Source organism: Longimicrobiaceae bacterium (assembly GCA_035696245.1).
GTDB lineage: Bacteria > Gemmatimonadota > Gemmatimonadetes > Longimicrobiales > Longimicrobiaceae > DASRQW01.
Genome location: DASRQW010000154.1, coordinates 1 through 15,216 on the forward strand (window position 1 = coordinate 1; position 15,216 = coordinate 15,216).

Genomic DNA, 15,216 nt, shown 5'->3' on the forward strand with positions numbered 1-15,216 from the left:
GAGGTCAGGGGTTCGATTCCCCTCGGCTCCACTGTAGGAACGAGTGGATGTGAGGTGGGGTGGCCGAGTGGCTAATGGCAGCAGACTGTAAATCTGCCGGGCACAGCCCTACGTAGGTTCGAATCCTACCCCCACCACTCATGCTGGTCAGCGGTACCGGGCGGTTAGCTCAGTTGGTTAGAGCGCCACGTTGACATCGTGGAGGTCACAAGTTCGAGTCTTGTACCGCCCACTGACGTCGCACGCATAGATGGTCCCGGGGCCGTAGCTCAGATGGGAGAGCGCTGCAATCGCACTGCAGAGGTCAGGGGTTCGATTCCCCTCGGCTCCACTAGGTCGGGCGAACGATGCCACTGTAGCTCAGGGGTAGAGCACTCGATTCGTAATCGAGCGGTCGTCGGTTCAAATCCGACCAGTGGCTCTGGTCAACAAGCGGCCTTCTGGTTAGCTTAGGAAGCCCGTGCGGGAGTAGCTCAGTTGGTAGAGCATCAGCTTCCCAAGCTGAGGGTCGCGGGTTCGAGCCCCGTCTCCCGCTCTGTTTGACAACGTGGAAATCTCTCACCCGTAGAGAAATAGACCCTGTAAAAGGGATCGGGTCGCGGTCGGTTTAGGTCGGTCGCGTTTTCTGCCCCTTGGTGTAATTGGCAACACGCCTGACTCTGGATCAGGAAAGTCCAGGTTCGAGCCCTGGAGGGGCAACTGGTTTGGCAGATGGAGAGGTGGGTGAGTGGCTAAAACCAACGGTTTGCTAAACCGTCGCATCCAAAAGGTGCACGCGGGTTCGAATCCCGCCCTCTCCGCTCAGCCGTGGACCGGTGTCCGAGCGGCTTAAGGAGCACGATTGGAAATCGTGTGGGGTTAACAGCCCTCGTGGGTTCGAATCCCACCCGGTCCGCTCGTCGGCAGGTGTAGTATCGCAGTGTGGTTCAGGGTAGCATCCGGGATTTCGGGACGTGGCTCAGCCCGGTAGAGCACTCGCTTCGGGAGCGAGGGGTCGCCGGTTCAAATCCGGCCGTCCCGACTGTGGTTTGGAGGCGTAGTCTAATTGGTAAGGCACCGCACTCGAAATGCGGCGGGCGCAAGCCTTTGGGGGTTCGAGTCCCTCCGCCTCCGTTGTCGTCCTCCCAACGAAATCAAGCCCCGCGGCTCTCACGAGCGGCGGGGCTTTTTCGTGTCCCTGTGCGTCGGCCGCGGCGGACCGCCGTCCGAACGATCTGGCGGAGCGTGTGGCGCGAGCCGATCTTCCAAGCTCTTCGCACACGACATCGATCACGGCCGAGTGCCGATCCTCTCTGCGAGCCGACCCCATGACCGTCGAACGAGCTGGTGCGGATGCGCTTCCGGTGCAGCGCTGCAAATGGGCGGGGAGCGACCCGCAGATGCAGGCGTACCACGACGAGGAGTGGGGCGTGCCCGTGCGCGACGGCCGGGCGCTGTGGGGGAAGCTGGTGCTCGACGGCTTCCAGGCGGGGCTGGCGTGGATCACCATCCTGCGAAAGCGCGAGGCGTTCCTGCGAGCCTTCCAGGGCTTCGATCCGGAGGTGGTGGCACGGTTCGGTGAGGAGGACGTGGCGCGGCTGCTCCAGGATCCCGGCATCGTGCGGTCGCGCGCGAAGATCGGAGGGGCGATCGGGAACGCGCGGGCCTATCTGAAGATGGCGGAGGCGGGGGAGGATTTCTCGGCGTTCGTGTGGGGCATCGCGGGCGGGGAGCCGATCGTGAGCGACGGGGTGACCGTGCCGGCGAAGACGCCGCTGTCCGAGGAGATGTCCGCGGCGCTGAAGAAGCGCGGGTTCAAGTTTGTGGGCCCGGTGATCGTCTACGCCTGGATGCAGGCGACGGGGATCGTTAACGACCACGTCGCCGGCTGCTTCCGCCGTGACGTTGGCGGTCACGTGAGCTAGCGTCCGGCCGGGAGGACATTCGGGGCCGCGCATCTCCCGTGCGGAGGTGGACTGACCCCATCGAAGGACGCGGATCGAGACGGGTGTCGGTTGCCATCATCCGAAACGTCGAGTGAACGACGAAATAGGCTTCGGCCGAGCTGGCCGGGGGCTGTTTTCGTTGGGAGCTGCGGGGGCTTTCGCACCGTGTCGTGAGAGCCGTGGCGTCGGTTCGATGTGCGGTTGAGAGTTGGGCGCGTAGCAGGGTGGAAGCCGTTCCGGAGGATGGGGCGTCCTCTTGCGGGGACGCGGTTGACACCTGTGGGAAACACTTGTAGGTTCGGTAACATTTTTGATGACAACATCTTAGCATTCACCGACAATGCTGGGACGAGTGCCTGCGGGCGGCGCTCTCCCGTTGAAGGGATCGTGCGACATGATGCTTCGCCGTCTGGATGACCGGGACCTCAAGCTGGTGCTGGCGGCTCCGCCGGAGTGGCTGGGCGAGGGAGCCGAAGGGGCGCCGGAGTGGATCCCGGCTAAGGCGGCGCGGAGCCCGGCCGGGGCGGAGGCGGGTGCGGCCGAGCGGGTGCCCGCGGTGATGTTCGTGGCCGACGTGGCGGCGGACAACACGGCGCGCGTGGCGAACGGCAGCGTGGTCGCGGGCGCGGGCCCCGCCGCGTGGCGCGAGGAGGCGCTCCGCACCGCCCGCCGGCGCGAGCTGCCGGACAAGCTGCTGCGCTTCTTCGAGGAGCTGAACCTGGCTGAGGGCGAGGCCGAGGTGTACCGCGCGGTGGCGGTGAACGCCGTGCGCATCGTGGGCGCGCACACGGGCCTGGTGCTGGTGCGCGACACGTGTGCGCCGGGGCACCTGCGCGTGGCGGGCGGCTCCGCGGGCGCGGTGCGCGAGGCGATGGTGCCGCGGCTGGAGCGCTTCGGCAAGCCGGGGCTGATCTGCGCGGTGCAGGCGCGGAGCGGCGGGCACGACTCGCCCATCGCCGAGCTGGCGCCGCTGGCGGGGGACCGGGCGACGTCCACCCTCGCCCACGTGCCCTTCGGCGACGGCGGGGTGCTGATGCTGACGGAGCGGCGCGACGAGCGGGTGTTCGAGGGCGAGGACTGGGACATGCTGCGCGCGTTGGCCCTGCAGGGCGAGATGGCGCTGCGGCGCGTGCGCCTGCTGGAGAGCGTGCGAAGCCTGGCGCTCACCGACCCGCTCACGGGCTTGGCGAACCGCCGGCAGATGGACGTGGTGATGGGCTACGCCTGGGCCGCGGCGCAGCGCGGCGAGGGACTGGCGGTGATCGTGATCGACCTGGACGACTTCAAGGCGGTGAACGACCGCCGCGGCCACCTGGTGGGCGATGAGCTGCTGCGCGCCGTGGCCGAGGCCCTTCGCGCGGAGGCCCGCGGCTCCGACACCGTCGTGCGCTACGGCGGCGACGAGTTCCTGGTGATCCTGCCCGGCGGCGACGCGCCCGGCGCCCGCGCGCTCATGCGGCGCGTGCGCGCGCGGCTGGACGGCCGCGCGGAGCTGAGCCACGGGATCGCGGTGCACACGCCCGCGCACTCGTGCGCGGAGGAGCTGATCCGGGATGCGGACCGGCGGCTGTACGACAACAAGGCGGCCCGCGCCGCATCGGCGCCCATCCTCGGGGGCTGAGCGCGGGGTGCACGGAGGACGCCGTCCGCCGTTCATCTACCGAAACATGCAGGGAAGACGAGAACGTCCCGCCGGCCAATGAGCCGGGGGGACGTTTTGTCGTGCGGTGGATTGGATTCGTCGTCCGAGCCGTCGGGCGTCGGAGGAGGCGGCGAAGATGCGTCTACGGGAGGGCTTCGCGGAGGTCGTGGATGTTGGCGAAGCCGGGGAGGAGGCCGCACTCGGCGTAGTCGTCGTCGTCCTGGTCGCTGGCGGCGGGGGTGTCGAGGACCTGGAGGAAGATGTCCACGATCTCGGGATCGAACTGCGTGCCGGCGAACTTGCGCAGCTCGGAGCGCGCGTGGTCCTCGGTGTACGCCTCCTTGTAGCTGCGGCGCGTGACCATGGCGCAGTACGCATCTACCGCGGCGACGATGCGGGCGGCCACGGGGATCGCATCTCCCGCCAGCCCGTCGGGGTAGCCGCTGCCGTCGTACCACTCGTGGTGGTGCAGCACGACCTGCGCGACCGACCGCAGCGCGGGGATGGTGCTGAGCAGGTCGTGGCCCACGCGCACGTGCGCGCGCATAAGCTCGCGCTCTTCGGGCAGCAGCGGGCCGGGCTTGTTGAGCACGCCGTCGCTCACGCCGATCTTGCCCACGTCGTGCAGGAGCGCGGAGTAGCAGACGAGCGACTGCTCGTACGGCTCCAGCTCCATGCGGCCGGCGATGAGGCGGGCGTAGCGCGACGCCATCTCGCAGTGGCCGTGGGTGTACGGGTCCTTGGCCTCCACCGCGTCGGCCAGCATGGTGACGGTGGAGACGTACGCGCTCTGGAGCTCTCGCTCCAGGTGGCGGTTCTCGACGGCCACGGCGGCCTGGCTGCCCACGCTGAGCAGCGAGTCGATGTCGGCCTGCTCGAACTCGCCGTCCTTGTCTGCGGCGATGAGGATGCCGTCCAGGTTCTTGAGCAGCACCACGGGGGAGATCACGCAGTTGCGGAATCTCTCGCTCTCTTCCGGCTCGGGCAGCGGCCCCAGATCGCCCGCGGCGTTGCAGACGATCGCGCGGTTCTCGTCCAGCACGCGCCTGCACAGCGCGCGCACGTATGGCGACACGGGCGCGCCCGGGTACTCGCCCACGTCCACGGCGGCGCGCACGCGGGGCTCGTCGCGGTCGCCGCGCCAGGTCACGTACAGCCCGCGCGTGGCGTGGGTGATGGTGAGGCACGCCTTGAGGATCAGCTCGTAGACGTTGCCCGCGAAGAGCGAGCGGTGGATCTGGCCGATGGCGGCGTGCATGTGCTCGGCGCGGCGAAGCTGCCGCTCGGCGTCTTCGCGGGCGCGGCGGGCCTCGTCGCGCGCGTGGTTCAGTTCGGCGTCCAGTGCGCGCAGCAGCTCGCGCGCCTCGTCCAGCTCGCTCTGCGACGCCGACAGGTCGCCGCGCGCTTCCTCCAGCTCGCCCTGCATCTCCCGCCGCTCTTCGTGGTAGGCGCCGGCGGCCTCGGCCAGGTGGTGCAGCACGGGGTCGCCGCCGCCCGCGGACGGCGATGAGGCCAGGTCGTGCGCGGTGGGGTCGGCCATCGCCAGCTCCAGGTGTGCCGGTGGGACGCGGGGTCTTGGCGCAGGCGCGGCGGGGCATTTCGCGTGCCCCGGAGAGGGCACGCCGCCGTCGTGAAACCATTTGTTTGCAGGGAGATGCGAATCTGCCGGCAAACGCTGGAATAGCGGCCGGTTCGATGGGGACGATTCGTTCGATGCGGAAGGGCGTGGCGAATGCGCGTCGGCGGACGGACGAGCAGGGATTCGCGTGTGGCAAATACGTCTGCGTGGGCGGGCGTCCCTCGGATCGGTCGCGGTGGATGCAGCGGGTTGAGACGGAAACGAGAAGCGCCCCTCGGCCGGATGGCGGAGGGGCGCTTGGCGTCGGACGATGCGGGTCAGGCGCCGCCCTGCCGCTCCAGGCGGACGGCGTCCACCTCTTCGGGGGTCCACTCGTTGAGGCGGTCGATCTCGGCGCGGATCTCGGGGTGCGGCGAGTGCTCGCACTCGATGCGGCGCTCGCGGGCGGCGAAGGCCACGCCGCGGGCCTCGTCGTACCGCTCCGCGTCGAGGTAGGCGTGGATCAGCGTCTCGTACACGAGCGGGTGCGGGTACACGCGCAGCAGCTCGCGCAGGCGCGGAACGGCTTCGCGGCGGCCGGGCACGGTGGTGATCTCCATCGACAGCAGCTCGTCGGACACCTGCTGGCGGCGGGTGAGCAGGCCGGCCAGCGACTCGTCGAACTTGCTGGTGTCCATGTCGCCCATCGCGCGCTCGTTCGGCGGCTCGCGGTTGAACGCCGCGTTCATCAGCGACGACGCCGGCGGGCGGTCGCCGCCGTGCTTGCCGCTCTTCCCGCCCTTCACCCAGTCCAGGATGCCCATCTGCTGCCTCGCGTGTGAGACGGGGCAGGTGCGGACGGGCGTCTCGGCCCGGCGCTGCCCGCCGTACGGTTGCTTCCGGTGCTTCTCGCGCCCGGGATGAGCAAGGAGCGGGCCGGGTGGATGCTGCTCGTCCTGGTGACGTCGCGACGGCGAAGATGCGGATGTGTGTGGGTCGCGCATCGCCGGGATCGCCGGGGGTGTGAAACCCCCGGCTGGGGACTGCGGTCGTCCTGCGGACGAGGTTTTGGGGCGGGCAGGGGATGTGGCGCATCTCCCGAATGCATCGGCGGGTGCGCCGTCGGCCGAGTCGGGACGGGGAGGGCCGTGGGATGCGGAAAGGAGCCGATGTGATGAATCGCACCCCTAAAAACCTAAGGCGTCGCCTTGGTTTAGGCGGCGTCTTGTAGGATCGTCGGATAGCGTTACTCCATCTCGACCTGGCGGACTTCGACGATCTCGGGGAGGTCGCAGAGGCGCTGGATCACGTCGGCGGGGACGCGCCCGTCCACGGAGACGGCGGCGAGGGCTTCGCCGCCCACATGCAGGCGCGCCTGGTGGTACTCGGCGATGTTGACGCCCGCCTCGCCCAGCAGGGTGCCCACGCGCCCGATCACGCCGGGCACGTCGCGGTTGCGCAGGACCACGAGCGTGCCGCGCGGCGCCACGTCCACGCGGAACGCGCCGATGCGCACGATGCGGCCGTGCGTCTCGCCCAGCAGCGCGCCGCCCACGCGCACGCTGCGGTCGCCGCCCTCCAGCCGCAGTTCGATCTCCTCGCCCAGTTCGCCGCGCTTGGCCACGTGCGCCCACGCGGTCTCGATGCCGCGCTCGCCCGCCACATGCTGCGCGTTGACCAGGTTGATGGCGCGCCGCTCCACCACGTCGCGCAGCACGCCCTGGAGCGCGGCCAGCAGCAGCGGGCGCGGCGCCTCTTCACGCGGCCCGGAGTACCGCAGCTCCAGCGAGCTGAGGCCGCCGGGCACCAGCGCGCGCCCCAGGCGCCCCAGCCGGTCGGCCAGCGCCAGCAGCGGCCGCAGCTCGCCCCAGCCGGCGCCTCCCACGCCCGCGGCGTTGAGCGCGCTGCTCAGGTCGCCGGTGACCAGCGCGTCGCGGACGGCGGCGCACGCTTCCATCGCCACGCTGCGCTGCGCGTCGGTCGTGCTGGCGCCCAGGTGCGGCGTGAGGAGCACGTTCGGCAGCGTGCGCAGCGGGTGGTCGGCGGGCAGCGGCTCCACGGAGAACACGTCGAGGGCGGCGCCTGCGATGCGGCCGGTGCGGAGGGCATCGACCAGCGGCTCCTCGGCGACGATGCCGCCGCGGGCGAGGTTGAGGACGATGGCCTGGCGCCCCAGCCGCGCGATCTCGCCCGCGCCGATCATCCCCAGCGTCTCGGGCGTGAGCGGGACGTGGACCGAGAGCACGTCGGCGCGCTCCAGGGCGTCCGCCAGGCGCTCGGCGCGCTCGGCGCCCATCTCGTCGAATCGTGCCTGGGCGACGTACGGGTCGTACGCGACCACGGTCATCCCGAACGCCCGCGCCCGCCGCGCCACCTCGCCGCCGATGCGGCCCAGGCCCACGAGCGCCAACGTGCGCCCGCGGATCTCGTCGCCGCCAAGCTTGGAGCGGTCCCATCTACCGTCCTCCATGGACCGCGCGGCCTGATGGACGTGGCGCGCGAGCGAGAGCAGCACGCCGAACGTCAGCTCCGCCACCGACACGGTGTTGCCGCCCGGCGCGTTGATGACGGCGATGCCCAGCTCGGTGGCGCGGGGGATGTCCACGTTGTCGACGCCCACGCCGGCGCGGCCCACGACCTTGAGCCGGTCGCCGCGCGACAGCAGCTCGCCGGTGATGCGCGTGGCGCTGCGGCCCACGATGGCGTCGTAGTCGCCGATGCGCTCCAGAAGCTCGGCCGCCGGCAGCGTGGGCACCTCATCGACGGCGATGTCCGGGTGGCCGCGCAGCAGGGCGGTGCCCTCGGGGTCCACCTCGTCGGTGACGAGGACGCGGAAGCGAGGCGCGCTCACGGCAGCACCTCCGCGAGTTCGTGGAGCAGCGCGTTCAGTCCCTGCAAGTCGTGGTCTCCCATGTGGCCGATGCGGATGGTGTTCGCCTTCAGCTTCCCGTATCCCCCGCCGATCGTCCAGCCGCGCGCCGCCAGCCGCTTCACCACGTCGTCGCCCGCGAGCCCGTCCGGCAGCGCGAGGGTGGTGACGGTGGGCGAGCGGAAGCCTTCCGGCGCGAAGAGGGAGAGGCCGTGGGCGGCGCCGTCGGACTCCGCCCAGGCGTGGGTGCGGGCGGCCATGGCTGCGTGGCGCGCGGCGCGGGCGGGAACGCCCTCGCCGGCGATGCGGCGGGCCTGTGCGACGAGCGCGTAGACGAGACTCAGCGCGGGCGTGGTGGGCGTCTGGTGCTTGGTGTGGTAGCGGTCGAACTCCAGCAGGTCGAAGTAGTGGCCGCGGCCCGGCAGCGTGGCGGCGCGGGCCATCATCCGCTCCGACGCGGTGCCGAAGGCGAGCCCCGGCGGCAGCGCGAGCGCCTTCTGCGAGCCGGTGAGGAAGAAGTCGATGCCCCACTCCTCCGCGCGAATCTCCATCCCCGCCACGCTGGTCACGCCGTCGGCCAGCACCAGCACTTCATCGCTCGTGGCCTTCTCCGCCTCGCGCACGGCGGCGGCGATGTTCGGCAGCGGGTTGAGGACGCCGGTGGAGGTCTCGGAGTGCGCGAGGGTGACGGCGTCGAAGCCGCCGGCGCGCAGGCGGCGCTCCACCTCGGCGGGCTCGTGCGCGGCGCCCCACGGCACCTCGTACGTCTCCACCTCGCGCCCGCAGTCGGCCACCAGGTCGCGGAAGCGCTCGCTGAACGCGCCGTTGACCAGCGACAGCGCCCGCCGCCGCACGCCGTTGCGCACGGCGCCTTCCATCAGCCCCGTGGCGGACGAGGACGAGACGTACACCGGCCGCGAGGTGCCGAACACGGCGCGCAGCACCGGGTCCGCCTCCGCGAGCAGGGCGGAGAACTCCGCGCCGCGGTGGCCGATCATGGGCTGCGTCTGCACGGCCAGCACGTCCGGGTGCACCTCGGTGGGACCGGGCAGGAAGAAGCGGCCGAACGCGGTCATCTCGCCATCTGCGGTTGCGCGGGAACGGATGTGTACGGGGGCGGGTGCCTGCGGGGAGAATAGCCGTGAGCGATGCTCAGTCAAGCGGCGGCGGGCATCGGCCGATGCGGCATAGATGCGGAGCTACTTCCCGCCTGCGCGCAGCAGTTCGGCGTGCTGCACGGTCTTGAGCCGGTCCGTCTCATCCAGCCTGCGCCACGCGTACCAGGCCGCGGCGGCGAGCAGGAGCAGGGCGACGGTGGACTTGAGGGCGACGTGATCCACATCAGGGTTCAGCGGGCCGTAGACCCGCTTCCGCAGGAAGACGTTGACGGCGACCGCGAGCACCAGCGCGTTGAACACCCATCCACGGCAGATGCGCAGCCTGCTCCGGCCGTACTCCAGGATGGGGATGAACCGCTCTCCCTGGAGGAGCGTGTGCCGCGCGGAGTGGTACGCATCCGTCGCCTCGTCGTACGCGGTCGGCTTCCGGGTCGCAACGGCCAGATCCACCAGCCGGCCCGCCCCGGAGCCAGTAGTGGAGGGCGGCTCCAGATGCCGGCGGGCCGCGATGCGGCGGACGTCTTCGAACAGCGCGTCGGCCAGGCGGTCGGTTACGATGCCGAGCAGATAGGTGACGGCGAGCAGCGGGATCGCGGCGGCCGCGTCGTTCGGACGTAGCCAGGCGATGGAGTCCCAGCCGAAGAACGCCAGCACCAGCAGGACCACCCACGCCATCGCGCCGACGCCGATCACGATCAGCTCGACGAACAGGTTCGTTGTGCTCATCCGCATGCTCGGGTTCGGGGGATGAGAGACGCGCGGCTGGCAGGCGGTCAGCCAATGGCGGGCGAGGTATGGCGAGGAGGCGGGAGATGGACATCTGCCGGACGGCCCCGCATCTCCCGAGATCGACGCCCGATGGGCTCAGCCGGAGAGGCCGGGGCGGTCGAGGAGGGTCATCATCGTGCCGAGCATGGTGGCGACGTGCTTCTCGGTGCCGTTCTCGACCATGAACGCATCGGCGGTGCAGACGGTGACGGTGCGGCCGGCGCGGACCACGTGCGCCCGGGCGATGAGAAGCTCGCCGCGCGCGGGGGCCATCAGGTTGGTCTTGAACTCGATGCTGAGCACCGCCGCGTCGGCCGGCATGAGGCTGAAGGCCGCGTAGCCGCACGCGCTGTCCAGCACCGTGCTGACGATGCCCGCGTGCAGGAAGCCGTGCTGCTGGCTCAGGTCCGCGTGGTACGGCATCTCGATGTCCACCTCGCCCGGCGCGACGCGCACCAGCCGCGCGCCGATGGTCTCCATCACCCGCTGCCGGGCGAAGCTGTCGCGCACGCGGGCTTCGAACGCGGGGTCCTGCGGCTGGAACGGCATACGGGGCTTCCGTCGGGCGAGATACGCGAGGTAATGCGGACGCGACAGAGTTGCGCTTCGTGGCAGCGCGCGCAACCGCATGTAGGCAGGTTCCGATGCGCGGCCCCGATTCCGCTCAACAGCCACGCCGGTGCCGGAGGCCGACGTCCATCTACCCACCGGGTCCCGCTGCCATGTCAAGGGTGGAAGATGATTTCCTCTCGGATCGTGCGGATCGCATCTTCCAGTGGCAGGTCGTGGTAGACTTCCCACCACTGGCCCGTGTGCCGCATGTACGCCAGGTTGAACTTCTCCCCGCCCGCGTACTCCAGCCGGGTGAAGCGCACCTCGAACGTGGGGTCGCCGTGCGGATACACGTTCGCGTAGATCGCCCGGAGATACAGGTAGCCGCGGAACCAGACGGACGACAGCTCGGTGATGTAGTTGAACTGCGGGTTCTCCTCCGGGCGGATGTGCAGCGGGCGGAAGTGCTCCAGCAGCGTGTCCGCTTCGGTCTGCGCGCGGGCTTTCAGCACGTCCGGGATCTTGGGCTTGTCCGCAGGCGAACCGCTCCGGGCCCAGACGCGTCGCGGGCGTTTCTTCGCGGCCATCGATAACCTCCCGCGGTAGGTGGGCAAACGGGACGGGCGCACTCCGCAGGCCGGGAGCGCGCACGCCGCTGCGTTCAGACGAAACGGCTGACGAAGTCCAGGTAGCCGGTGCGGCCGCGCTGCTTGGTCCAGCGCTGCTGCGACTTGCGGATGCGCTTCAGCGCGGCGAGGAGGTCCGCCACGTCGTTGCGCTCGTCTTCCCCGAGCTGCATGTCGCCGAGCGAGGTGCGGCCCAAGCGCCACTCGCAGAGGGTGTGGACGGCATCGTACAGCGTGCGCCGGAGCCCGGTGAGCGTCACGGGGCGTGGGGTGCGCCCCTGCTGCTCGGCAGCGTACCCGGACACCAGGGCTTCCAGCACCGCCTCGGCGTCGTAGTCCAGCATCTCGCGATGGTCCCGGTACACGGCGATGATCGCGGCTTCGATGTTCTGGAGCAGCGCTTCTTCTTCGGGACCGAACGGCAGCTCGATCGGTCCCATGTTCACGGGTGCTCTCATCGTACGCGTTGGGCGAGGGTTCACGGCGGCGGGCGGAGGAAGCGACGACGGCAGGTCCGGTGCCGCTACTGTGCCAGCAACTCGTCGCCGCGGCGGAGGAGGCCGGCCCATTCGGAGGATGCCAGGCGCGCGCGGCCGTCCACCCCTGCGGCGAGGGCGAGGACGGGGGCGAGCGACGGGGCGCGGAGGACGAAGTCCGCGCCGGCGGCGACGATGGGGCGGAAGGCGACGCCCATGTAGGCGGCGAAGGCATCCACCTCGGCGCGGCCCTCCAGGTCCGTGGCGCCGTCGCCCACCAGCAGCGCGGGACGGGGGATGCGCATCGTGCGGAGGATCGCGGGCTTGCCGCCGCTACGCGCCAGGGGCGACTCCGTGTCGAACCCCCCGTACGCGCCATCCGCCGCGAAGTGGATGGGGACGGCGATGACGTCTTCGGACGAGACGCCGAGCGAGCGCGCGACGTCGAGCACGGCGGGGAGCAGGCCGCCGGAGAGGATGCGCACCGTCTTTCCCAGCCAGCGCAGCGCAGCGACCGTCTCGCTCGCGTCCGGGACGAGCGTGGATACGTACAGCCGGCCGAGCGCGTCCACGGAGTCGCGGGTGGGACGGATGATGGCGAGGCGGCGGCCGTACACGTCCTCCAGCGGGATGGTGCCGGCCATCGCGGCGTCGGTCAGCGCCTGGATCTCGGCCGCATGCGGGCCCGCCAGCTCGTCGATGCCCTCGATGCTGCACAGCGTGGAGTCACAGTCGAAGACAACGGTGGAGAAGCCGGGAGATGCGCTCATGCGGCTCGCCCGGCGGTTGAAACCGCGGCAACGACGGCGCAAAGTCCCCCTGCGGGGACTAACCCCAAAGGCTTTCCGTCGCGCCGTAGCCTCGGAGCGCAACGAACCCCCAACCCTCTCCCGCTTGCGGGGGAGGGTGCGAGCCTAAGCGAGCGGGAGGGGGCGTCTCTGTCAGCCCGCATCCGAATCCGCTTGGGCGGCCGCAGCTCCCGCGCTTAATGCGGGTGTCTCCGCTCGTGGTGCCGCGGGCCGTGCATCTTCCGACTGATCGGCCGAGGGCGTCCCTACCGGCAGTGCGAGGGTGAAGGTGGAGCCCTGGCCCGGGGTGGAGCGCACGAAGATGTCGCCGTGCATGCAGCGCGCGAGCTGGCGTGCGAGCGCCAGGCCCATGCCGGTGCCCCCGTACCGCCGCGTGGCCGAGCCGTCCACCTGGCGGAACTCGTCGAAGATGCGCTCGTGGTCCGCCGGCTCGATCCCGATGCCGGTGTCCTCCACGTCCCACATGACCACCGGGCACGCCGCGCCGTCCGCAGCCCGCGACCAGCCCGGGCCGGAGATGGCGGCGGACCGCACGCGGACGGTGACGCGGCCCACGGCGGTGAACTTGTACGCGTTGGAGACGAGGCCGCGCAGGATGCGCACGACCTGGCTGGGGTCTGCGTGCACGGGCACCTCGTCGTCCGGCACGTCGCTGCCGAGCGCGACGGTGTCCGGCGGCTTGAGCGTGGACATGGCGGCCCGGGCGAGCGCCACGGCGTCGCAGCGCTCGGGCGCGAGGACCACGCGGCCCATCTTGACGGTGGTGAAGTCCAGCAGGTCGTCGATGAGCGTCATCAGCTCGCTGCCGGCGGTCTCGATCTTCTCCACGGCGCCGCGCTGCTCGGCGTGCAGCTCGCCCGAGAGCCCCTCGCGCAGCAGGTAGGTGAAGCCGAGGATGGCGGTGAGCGGCGTGCGCAGCTCGTGCGAGACGTTCGCCAGGAACTCGCCCTTGAGACGCCGCGCCTCCTCGGCCTCGCGGAAGCGGGCCTCGAGCTCCACGTTCTGCTCGCGCAGCAGGGAGTTGGCGCGGCGCAGGTCGTCGATGAGGTGCGCCTTCTCGGCGGTGGCGGCGAGCTGGTCGGCGACCAGGCGCAGGAGGCTGCGGTCGGACTCGCGCAGCGTCTCGGGCTGGTCGAAGTAGAAGGTGATGGCGCCGGCCGGCGCGTCGCCCGTGCCCAGCGGCAGCGAGATGGACGCGGCGAAGCCCAGCTCGCGCGCGGCTTCCCACCAGTCGGCCAGCTCCGGGTCGCCGAAGACGTCGAAGACCTCGACCACGCGGTTCTCGGCGACGGCCTGGCCCGTGGGCCCGGCGCCGATGCGCACCCGCATGGAATCGAGGTACGCCGACCAGCCCGCAGGCCAGTTGAAGGCGGCGGCCAGGCGCAGCGTATCTCCTTCCCCCTCGCGGAGGTAGACGCACCCGAAGGCGGCCCCCACCAGGGCGCACACGCGCTCCAGCGCCAGGCGGTACACGCCCCCCGGCGAGTCGCTGGTGAGGAAGGCGTGGGCGATCTCGTGCGCGGCCCGAAGCTCGGACAGCGAGGTTCCCTCAGGTGCCGCCTGCGAAAGTTGCTCGGTTCGATCCACGTGAATCTCTCTTGACGGAACCCCAGTGCCTGCCTACTGTACGTGGCAGAACGGCTACGCCGTTTGCTTTTCGGCGATTCGTCACCCCTCTACAGGAGCCCCCTGGTGAACAAATCTGAACTGATCCAGCAGCTGGCCACCCGTGCCGACCTCAGCCGGACCGAGGCACAGCGCGCCATCGACGCTCTCTTCTCGGTCGACAACGGGATCATCTCCACGGCGCTGAAGAGCGGGGACAAGGTGCAGATCACCGGGTTCGGCAGCTTCGAGACCAAGAGCCGCGAAGCTCGCAAGGGCCGCAACCCGCGCACCGGCAAGGAGATCGACATCGCCGCGTCGACCAACGCGACGTTCCGCGTGGGCAAGGGCCTGAAGGACAGCTTCGGCGCCTGAGGCTTCGCGCCGCGGATGCCGCAACCGGAGAGCCTCGGCCCCTGCGCCGGGGCTCTCCGCGTTTGCGCCCCGTCCGCGGCGCCGCCGCAGGCCCGGAGCACCGCCGATGGCCCGGAGGCCCGACCCCCGCCGCCCGCACGGCGTCTCGCGCGAGGCGTGGGGCGCCGTTCACCCGCTGCTGGACCTGCACGGCGCCACCGGCGACGAGGCCCGGCGCCGGGCCGAGGCGTGGCTGCGCGACCGCTGCACCGACGGTGTGCGCACCGTGGTGGTGGTCACCGGCCGCGGCCGCCACTCCGGCGGCTTCCCCGTGCTGCCCGGCGAGATCGAGGACCTGCTGCGCGGGCTGAAGGGCACGCTCGTCGCCGAGTTCTCGCCCGTGGCGGGCGGCGGCGGCTTCCGCGTGGAGCTGCGCCGCGAGATCCGCCGCGAAGCCATCTCCCGCCCGTCATCACCGCCCGCCCTGCTCCGCAACGCCGACCCGGACCTGCTGCGCCAGGCGCACGAAGCGCTGTGGGAGCTGGGCGTCACGCCGACCCCCGCGCTCCTGCAAGCGGAGATGCGGCGCCTGCGCAGCGAGGCCGGCGGCGAAGCGCCGTAGTGTAGCCCGCGCCGAGCCGCGCGCGCAAGGATTCGCGGGGGTGTGCGGAGGATGGGGGATGCGGGGGAGCGGAAGGGAGGGCCAGTCGGGTGATCGCCAGGCGAGGTATGGTCGCGGCGGCGTTGGGCTGGCGGTTGAAACCGCGGCAACGACTGCGCAAAGTCCCCCTGCGGGGACTGACGGCGGGACGTCGTCGCGCGAGTGAGCTTCCTTGCGGCCGCGCTGAACTCGGCCGACGCGTCGTAGATGCAGAGAAGCCCGCGACCATCCTCCTGGCCGCGGGCTTCTCTGC

At 70.9% G+C, this 15,216-nt stretch carries 14 protein-coding genes and 10 tRNA genes; 14 read left to right on the forward strand and 10 right to left on the reverse strand.

Annotated elements, in window-relative coordinates; translation table 11 throughout:
* The first annotated feature begins 53 nt into the window (after window positions 1–53).
* The 12 genes from VFE05_06990 to VFE05_07045 all read left to right on the forward strand — a co-directional run bounded on the left by VFE05_06990 (window position 54) and on the right by VFE05_07045 (window position 3,546).
* Window positions 54–137, forward strand: a tRNA-Tyr gene (locus VFE05_06990).
* A gap of 21 nt (window positions 138–158) precedes the next feature.
* Window positions 159–232: transfer RNA gene (locus VFE05_06995), tRNA-Val, on the forward strand.
* A 26-nt stretch (window positions 233–258) separates the two neighbouring features.
* Window positions 259–331, forward strand: a tRNA-Ala gene (locus tag VFE05_07000).
* Between the two features lie 18 nt (window positions 332–349).
* Window positions 350–421, forward strand: a tRNA-Thr gene (locus VFE05_07005).
* Window positions 422–462: 41 nt separating this feature from the next.
* A tRNA-Gly gene (locus VFE05_07010) sits at window positions 463–535 on the forward strand.
* 91 nt (window positions 536–626) lie between these two features.
* Window positions 627–699, forward strand: a tRNA-Gln gene (locus VFE05_07015).
* Window positions 700–713: 14 nt separating this feature from the next.
* Window positions 714–800: transfer RNA gene (locus tag VFE05_07020), tRNA-Ser, on the forward strand.
* Between the two features lie 9 nt (window positions 801–809).
* Window positions 810–895: transfer RNA gene (locus VFE05_07025), tRNA-Ser, on the forward strand.
* Between the two features lie 52 nt (window positions 896–947).
* Window positions 948–1,021, forward strand: a tRNA-Pro gene (locus VFE05_07030).
* 9 nt (window positions 1,022–1,030) lie between these two features.
* Window positions 1,031–1,113, forward strand: a tRNA-Ser gene (locus tag VFE05_07035).
* A gap of 194 nt (window positions 1,114–1,307) precedes the next feature.
* Entirely contained in the window at window positions 1,308–1,904 is a 597-nt protein-coding gene (locus VFE05_07040; GenBank protein ID HET6229810.1) for a DNA-3-methyladenine glycosylase I, read from the forward strand.
* A 415-nt stretch (window positions 1,905–2,319) separates the two neighbouring features.
* Window positions 2,320–3,546 carry a GGDEF domain-containing protein gene (locus VFE05_07045; protein HET6229811.1) on the forward strand — a complete coding sequence of 409 codons (1,227 nt, stop codon included), beginning with the start codon at window positions 2,320–2,322 and terminating at the stop codon, window positions 3,544–3,546.
* Between the two features lie 163 nt (window positions 3,547–3,709).
* Here VFE05_07045 and VFE05_07050 read toward each other — a convergent pair whose 3' ends face one another.
* From VFE05_07050 to VFE05_07095, 10 genes are all read right to left on the reverse strand, one after another.
* Complete coding sequence (locus VFE05_07050; GenBank protein HET6229812.1) at window positions 3,710–5,107, reverse strand: HD domain-containing phosphohydrolase; 1,398 nt, start codon at window positions 5,105–5,107, stop codon at window positions 3,710–3,712.
* A 356-nt stretch (window positions 5,108–5,463) separates the two neighbouring features.
* On the reverse strand, window positions 5,464–5,949 hold the full coding sequence (locus tag VFE05_07055; GenBank protein ID HET6229813.1) for a hypothetical protein: 486 nt from the start codon (window positions 5,947–5,949) through the stop codon (window positions 5,464–5,466).
* Between the two features lie 422 nt (window positions 5,950–6,371).
* The gene (serA, locus tag VFE05_07060) at window positions 6,372–7,976 is read right to left on the reverse strand and encodes a phosphoglycerate dehydrogenase (GenBank protein ID HET6229814.1); all 1,605 of its coding nucleotides are present in this window, start codon (window positions 7,974–7,976) and stop codon (window positions 6,372–6,374) included.
* Window positions 7,973–9,070 carry an alanine--glyoxylate aminotransferase family protein gene (locus tag VFE05_07065; GenBank protein ID HET6229815.1) on the reverse strand — a complete coding sequence of 366 codons (1,098 nt, stop codon included), beginning with the start codon at window positions 9,068–9,070 and terminating at the stop codon, window positions 7,973–7,975. The genes serA and VFE05_07065 overlap by 4 nt, the downstream gene beginning before the upstream one ends.
* Before the next feature lie 123 nt (window positions 9,071–9,193).
* The gene (locus VFE05_07070; GenBank protein ID HET6229816.1) at window positions 9,194–9,838 is read right to left on the reverse strand and encodes a hypothetical protein; all 645 of its coding nucleotides are present in this window, start codon (window positions 9,836–9,838) and stop codon (window positions 9,194–9,196) included.
* Between the two features lie 138 nt (window positions 9,839–9,976).
* A complete protein-coding gene (locus VFE05_07075; protein ID HET6229817.1) occupies window positions 9,977–10,429 on the reverse strand; it encodes a PaaI family thioesterase in 453 nt (150 codons plus the stop codon).
* 176 nt (window positions 10,430–10,605) lie between these two features.
* Complete coding sequence (locus tag VFE05_07080; protein ID HET6229818.1) at window positions 10,606–11,019, reverse strand: hypothetical protein; 414 nt, start codon at window positions 11,017–11,019, stop codon at window positions 10,606–10,608.
* A 74-nt stretch (window positions 11,020–11,093) separates the two neighbouring features.
* Complete coding sequence (locus VFE05_07085; GenBank protein HET6229819.1) at window positions 11,094–11,504, reverse strand: hypothetical protein; 411 nt, start codon at window positions 11,502–11,504, stop codon at window positions 11,094–11,096.
* A 77-nt stretch (window positions 11,505–11,581) separates the two neighbouring features.
* Window positions 11,582–12,304, reverse strand: coding sequence for an HAD-IB family phosphatase (locus tag VFE05_07090; GenBank protein ID HET6229820.1), 723 nt, complete (start codon window positions 12,302–12,304; stop codon window positions 11,582–11,584).
* A gap of 171 nt (window positions 12,305–12,475) precedes the next feature.
* Window positions 12,476–13,930 carry a GAF domain-containing sensor histidine kinase gene (locus VFE05_07095; GenBank protein HET6229821.1) on the reverse strand — a complete coding sequence of 485 codons (1,455 nt, stop codon included), beginning with the start codon at window positions 13,928–13,930 and terminating at the stop codon, window positions 12,476–12,478.
* Window positions 13,931–14,035: 105 nt separating this feature from the next.
* Here VFE05_07095 and VFE05_07100 point away from each other — a divergent pair, with 105 nt between their 5' ends.
* A complete protein-coding gene (locus VFE05_07100) occupies window positions 14,036–14,323 on the forward strand; it encodes an HU family DNA-binding protein (GenBank protein ID HET6229822.1) in 288 nt (95 codons plus the stop codon).
* A gap of 106 nt (window positions 14,324–14,429) precedes the next feature.
* Window positions 14,430–14,924, forward strand: coding sequence for a Smr/MutS family protein (locus VFE05_07105; GenBank protein ID HET6229823.1), 495 nt, complete (start codon window positions 14,430–14,432; stop codon window positions 14,922–14,924).
* Window positions 14,925–15,216 lie beyond the last annotated feature (292 nt).

Bases quoted from the DNA above. Each gene is read 5' to 3' on its own strand.
- VFE05_07040 (HET6229810.1), top strand. From the start codon at position 1,308: ATGACCGTCGAACGAGCTGGTGCGGATGCGCTTCCGGTGCAGCGCTGC.
- VFE05_07045 (HET6229811.1), top strand. From the start codon at position 2,320: ATGATGCTTCGCCGTCTGGATGACCGGGACCTCAAGCTGGTGCTGGCG.
- VFE05_07050 (HET6229812.1), bottom strand. From the start codon at position 5,107: ATGGCCGACCCCACCGCGCACGACCTGGCCTCATCGCCGTCCGCGGGC.
- VFE05_07055 (HET6229813.1), bottom strand. From the start codon at position 5,949: ATGGGCATCCTGGACTGGGTGAAGGGCGGGAAGAGCGGCAAGCACGGC.
- VFE05_07065 (HET6229815.1), bottom strand. From the start codon at position 9,070: ATGACCGCGTTCGGCCGCTTCTTCCTGCCCGGTCCCACCGAGGTGCAC.
- VFE05_07070 (HET6229816.1), bottom strand. From the start codon at position 9,838: ATGAGCACAACGAACCTGTTCGTCGAGCTGATCGTGATCGGCGTCGGC.
- VFE05_07075 (HET6229817.1), bottom strand. From the start codon at position 10,429: ATGCCGTTCCAGCCGCAGGACCCCGCGTTCGAAGCCCGCGTGCGCGAC.
- VFE05_07080 (HET6229818.1), bottom strand. From the start codon at position 11,019: ATGGCCGCGAAGAAACGCCCGCGACGCGTCTGGGCCCGGAGCGGTTCG.
- VFE05_07090 (HET6229820.1), bottom strand. From the start codon at position 12,304: ATGAGCGCATCTCCCGGCTTCTCCACCGTTGTCTTCGACTGTGACTCC.
- VFE05_07105 (HET6229823.1), top strand. From the start codon at position 14,430: ATGGCCCGGAGGCCCGACCCCCGCCGCCCGCACGGCGTCTCGCGCGAG.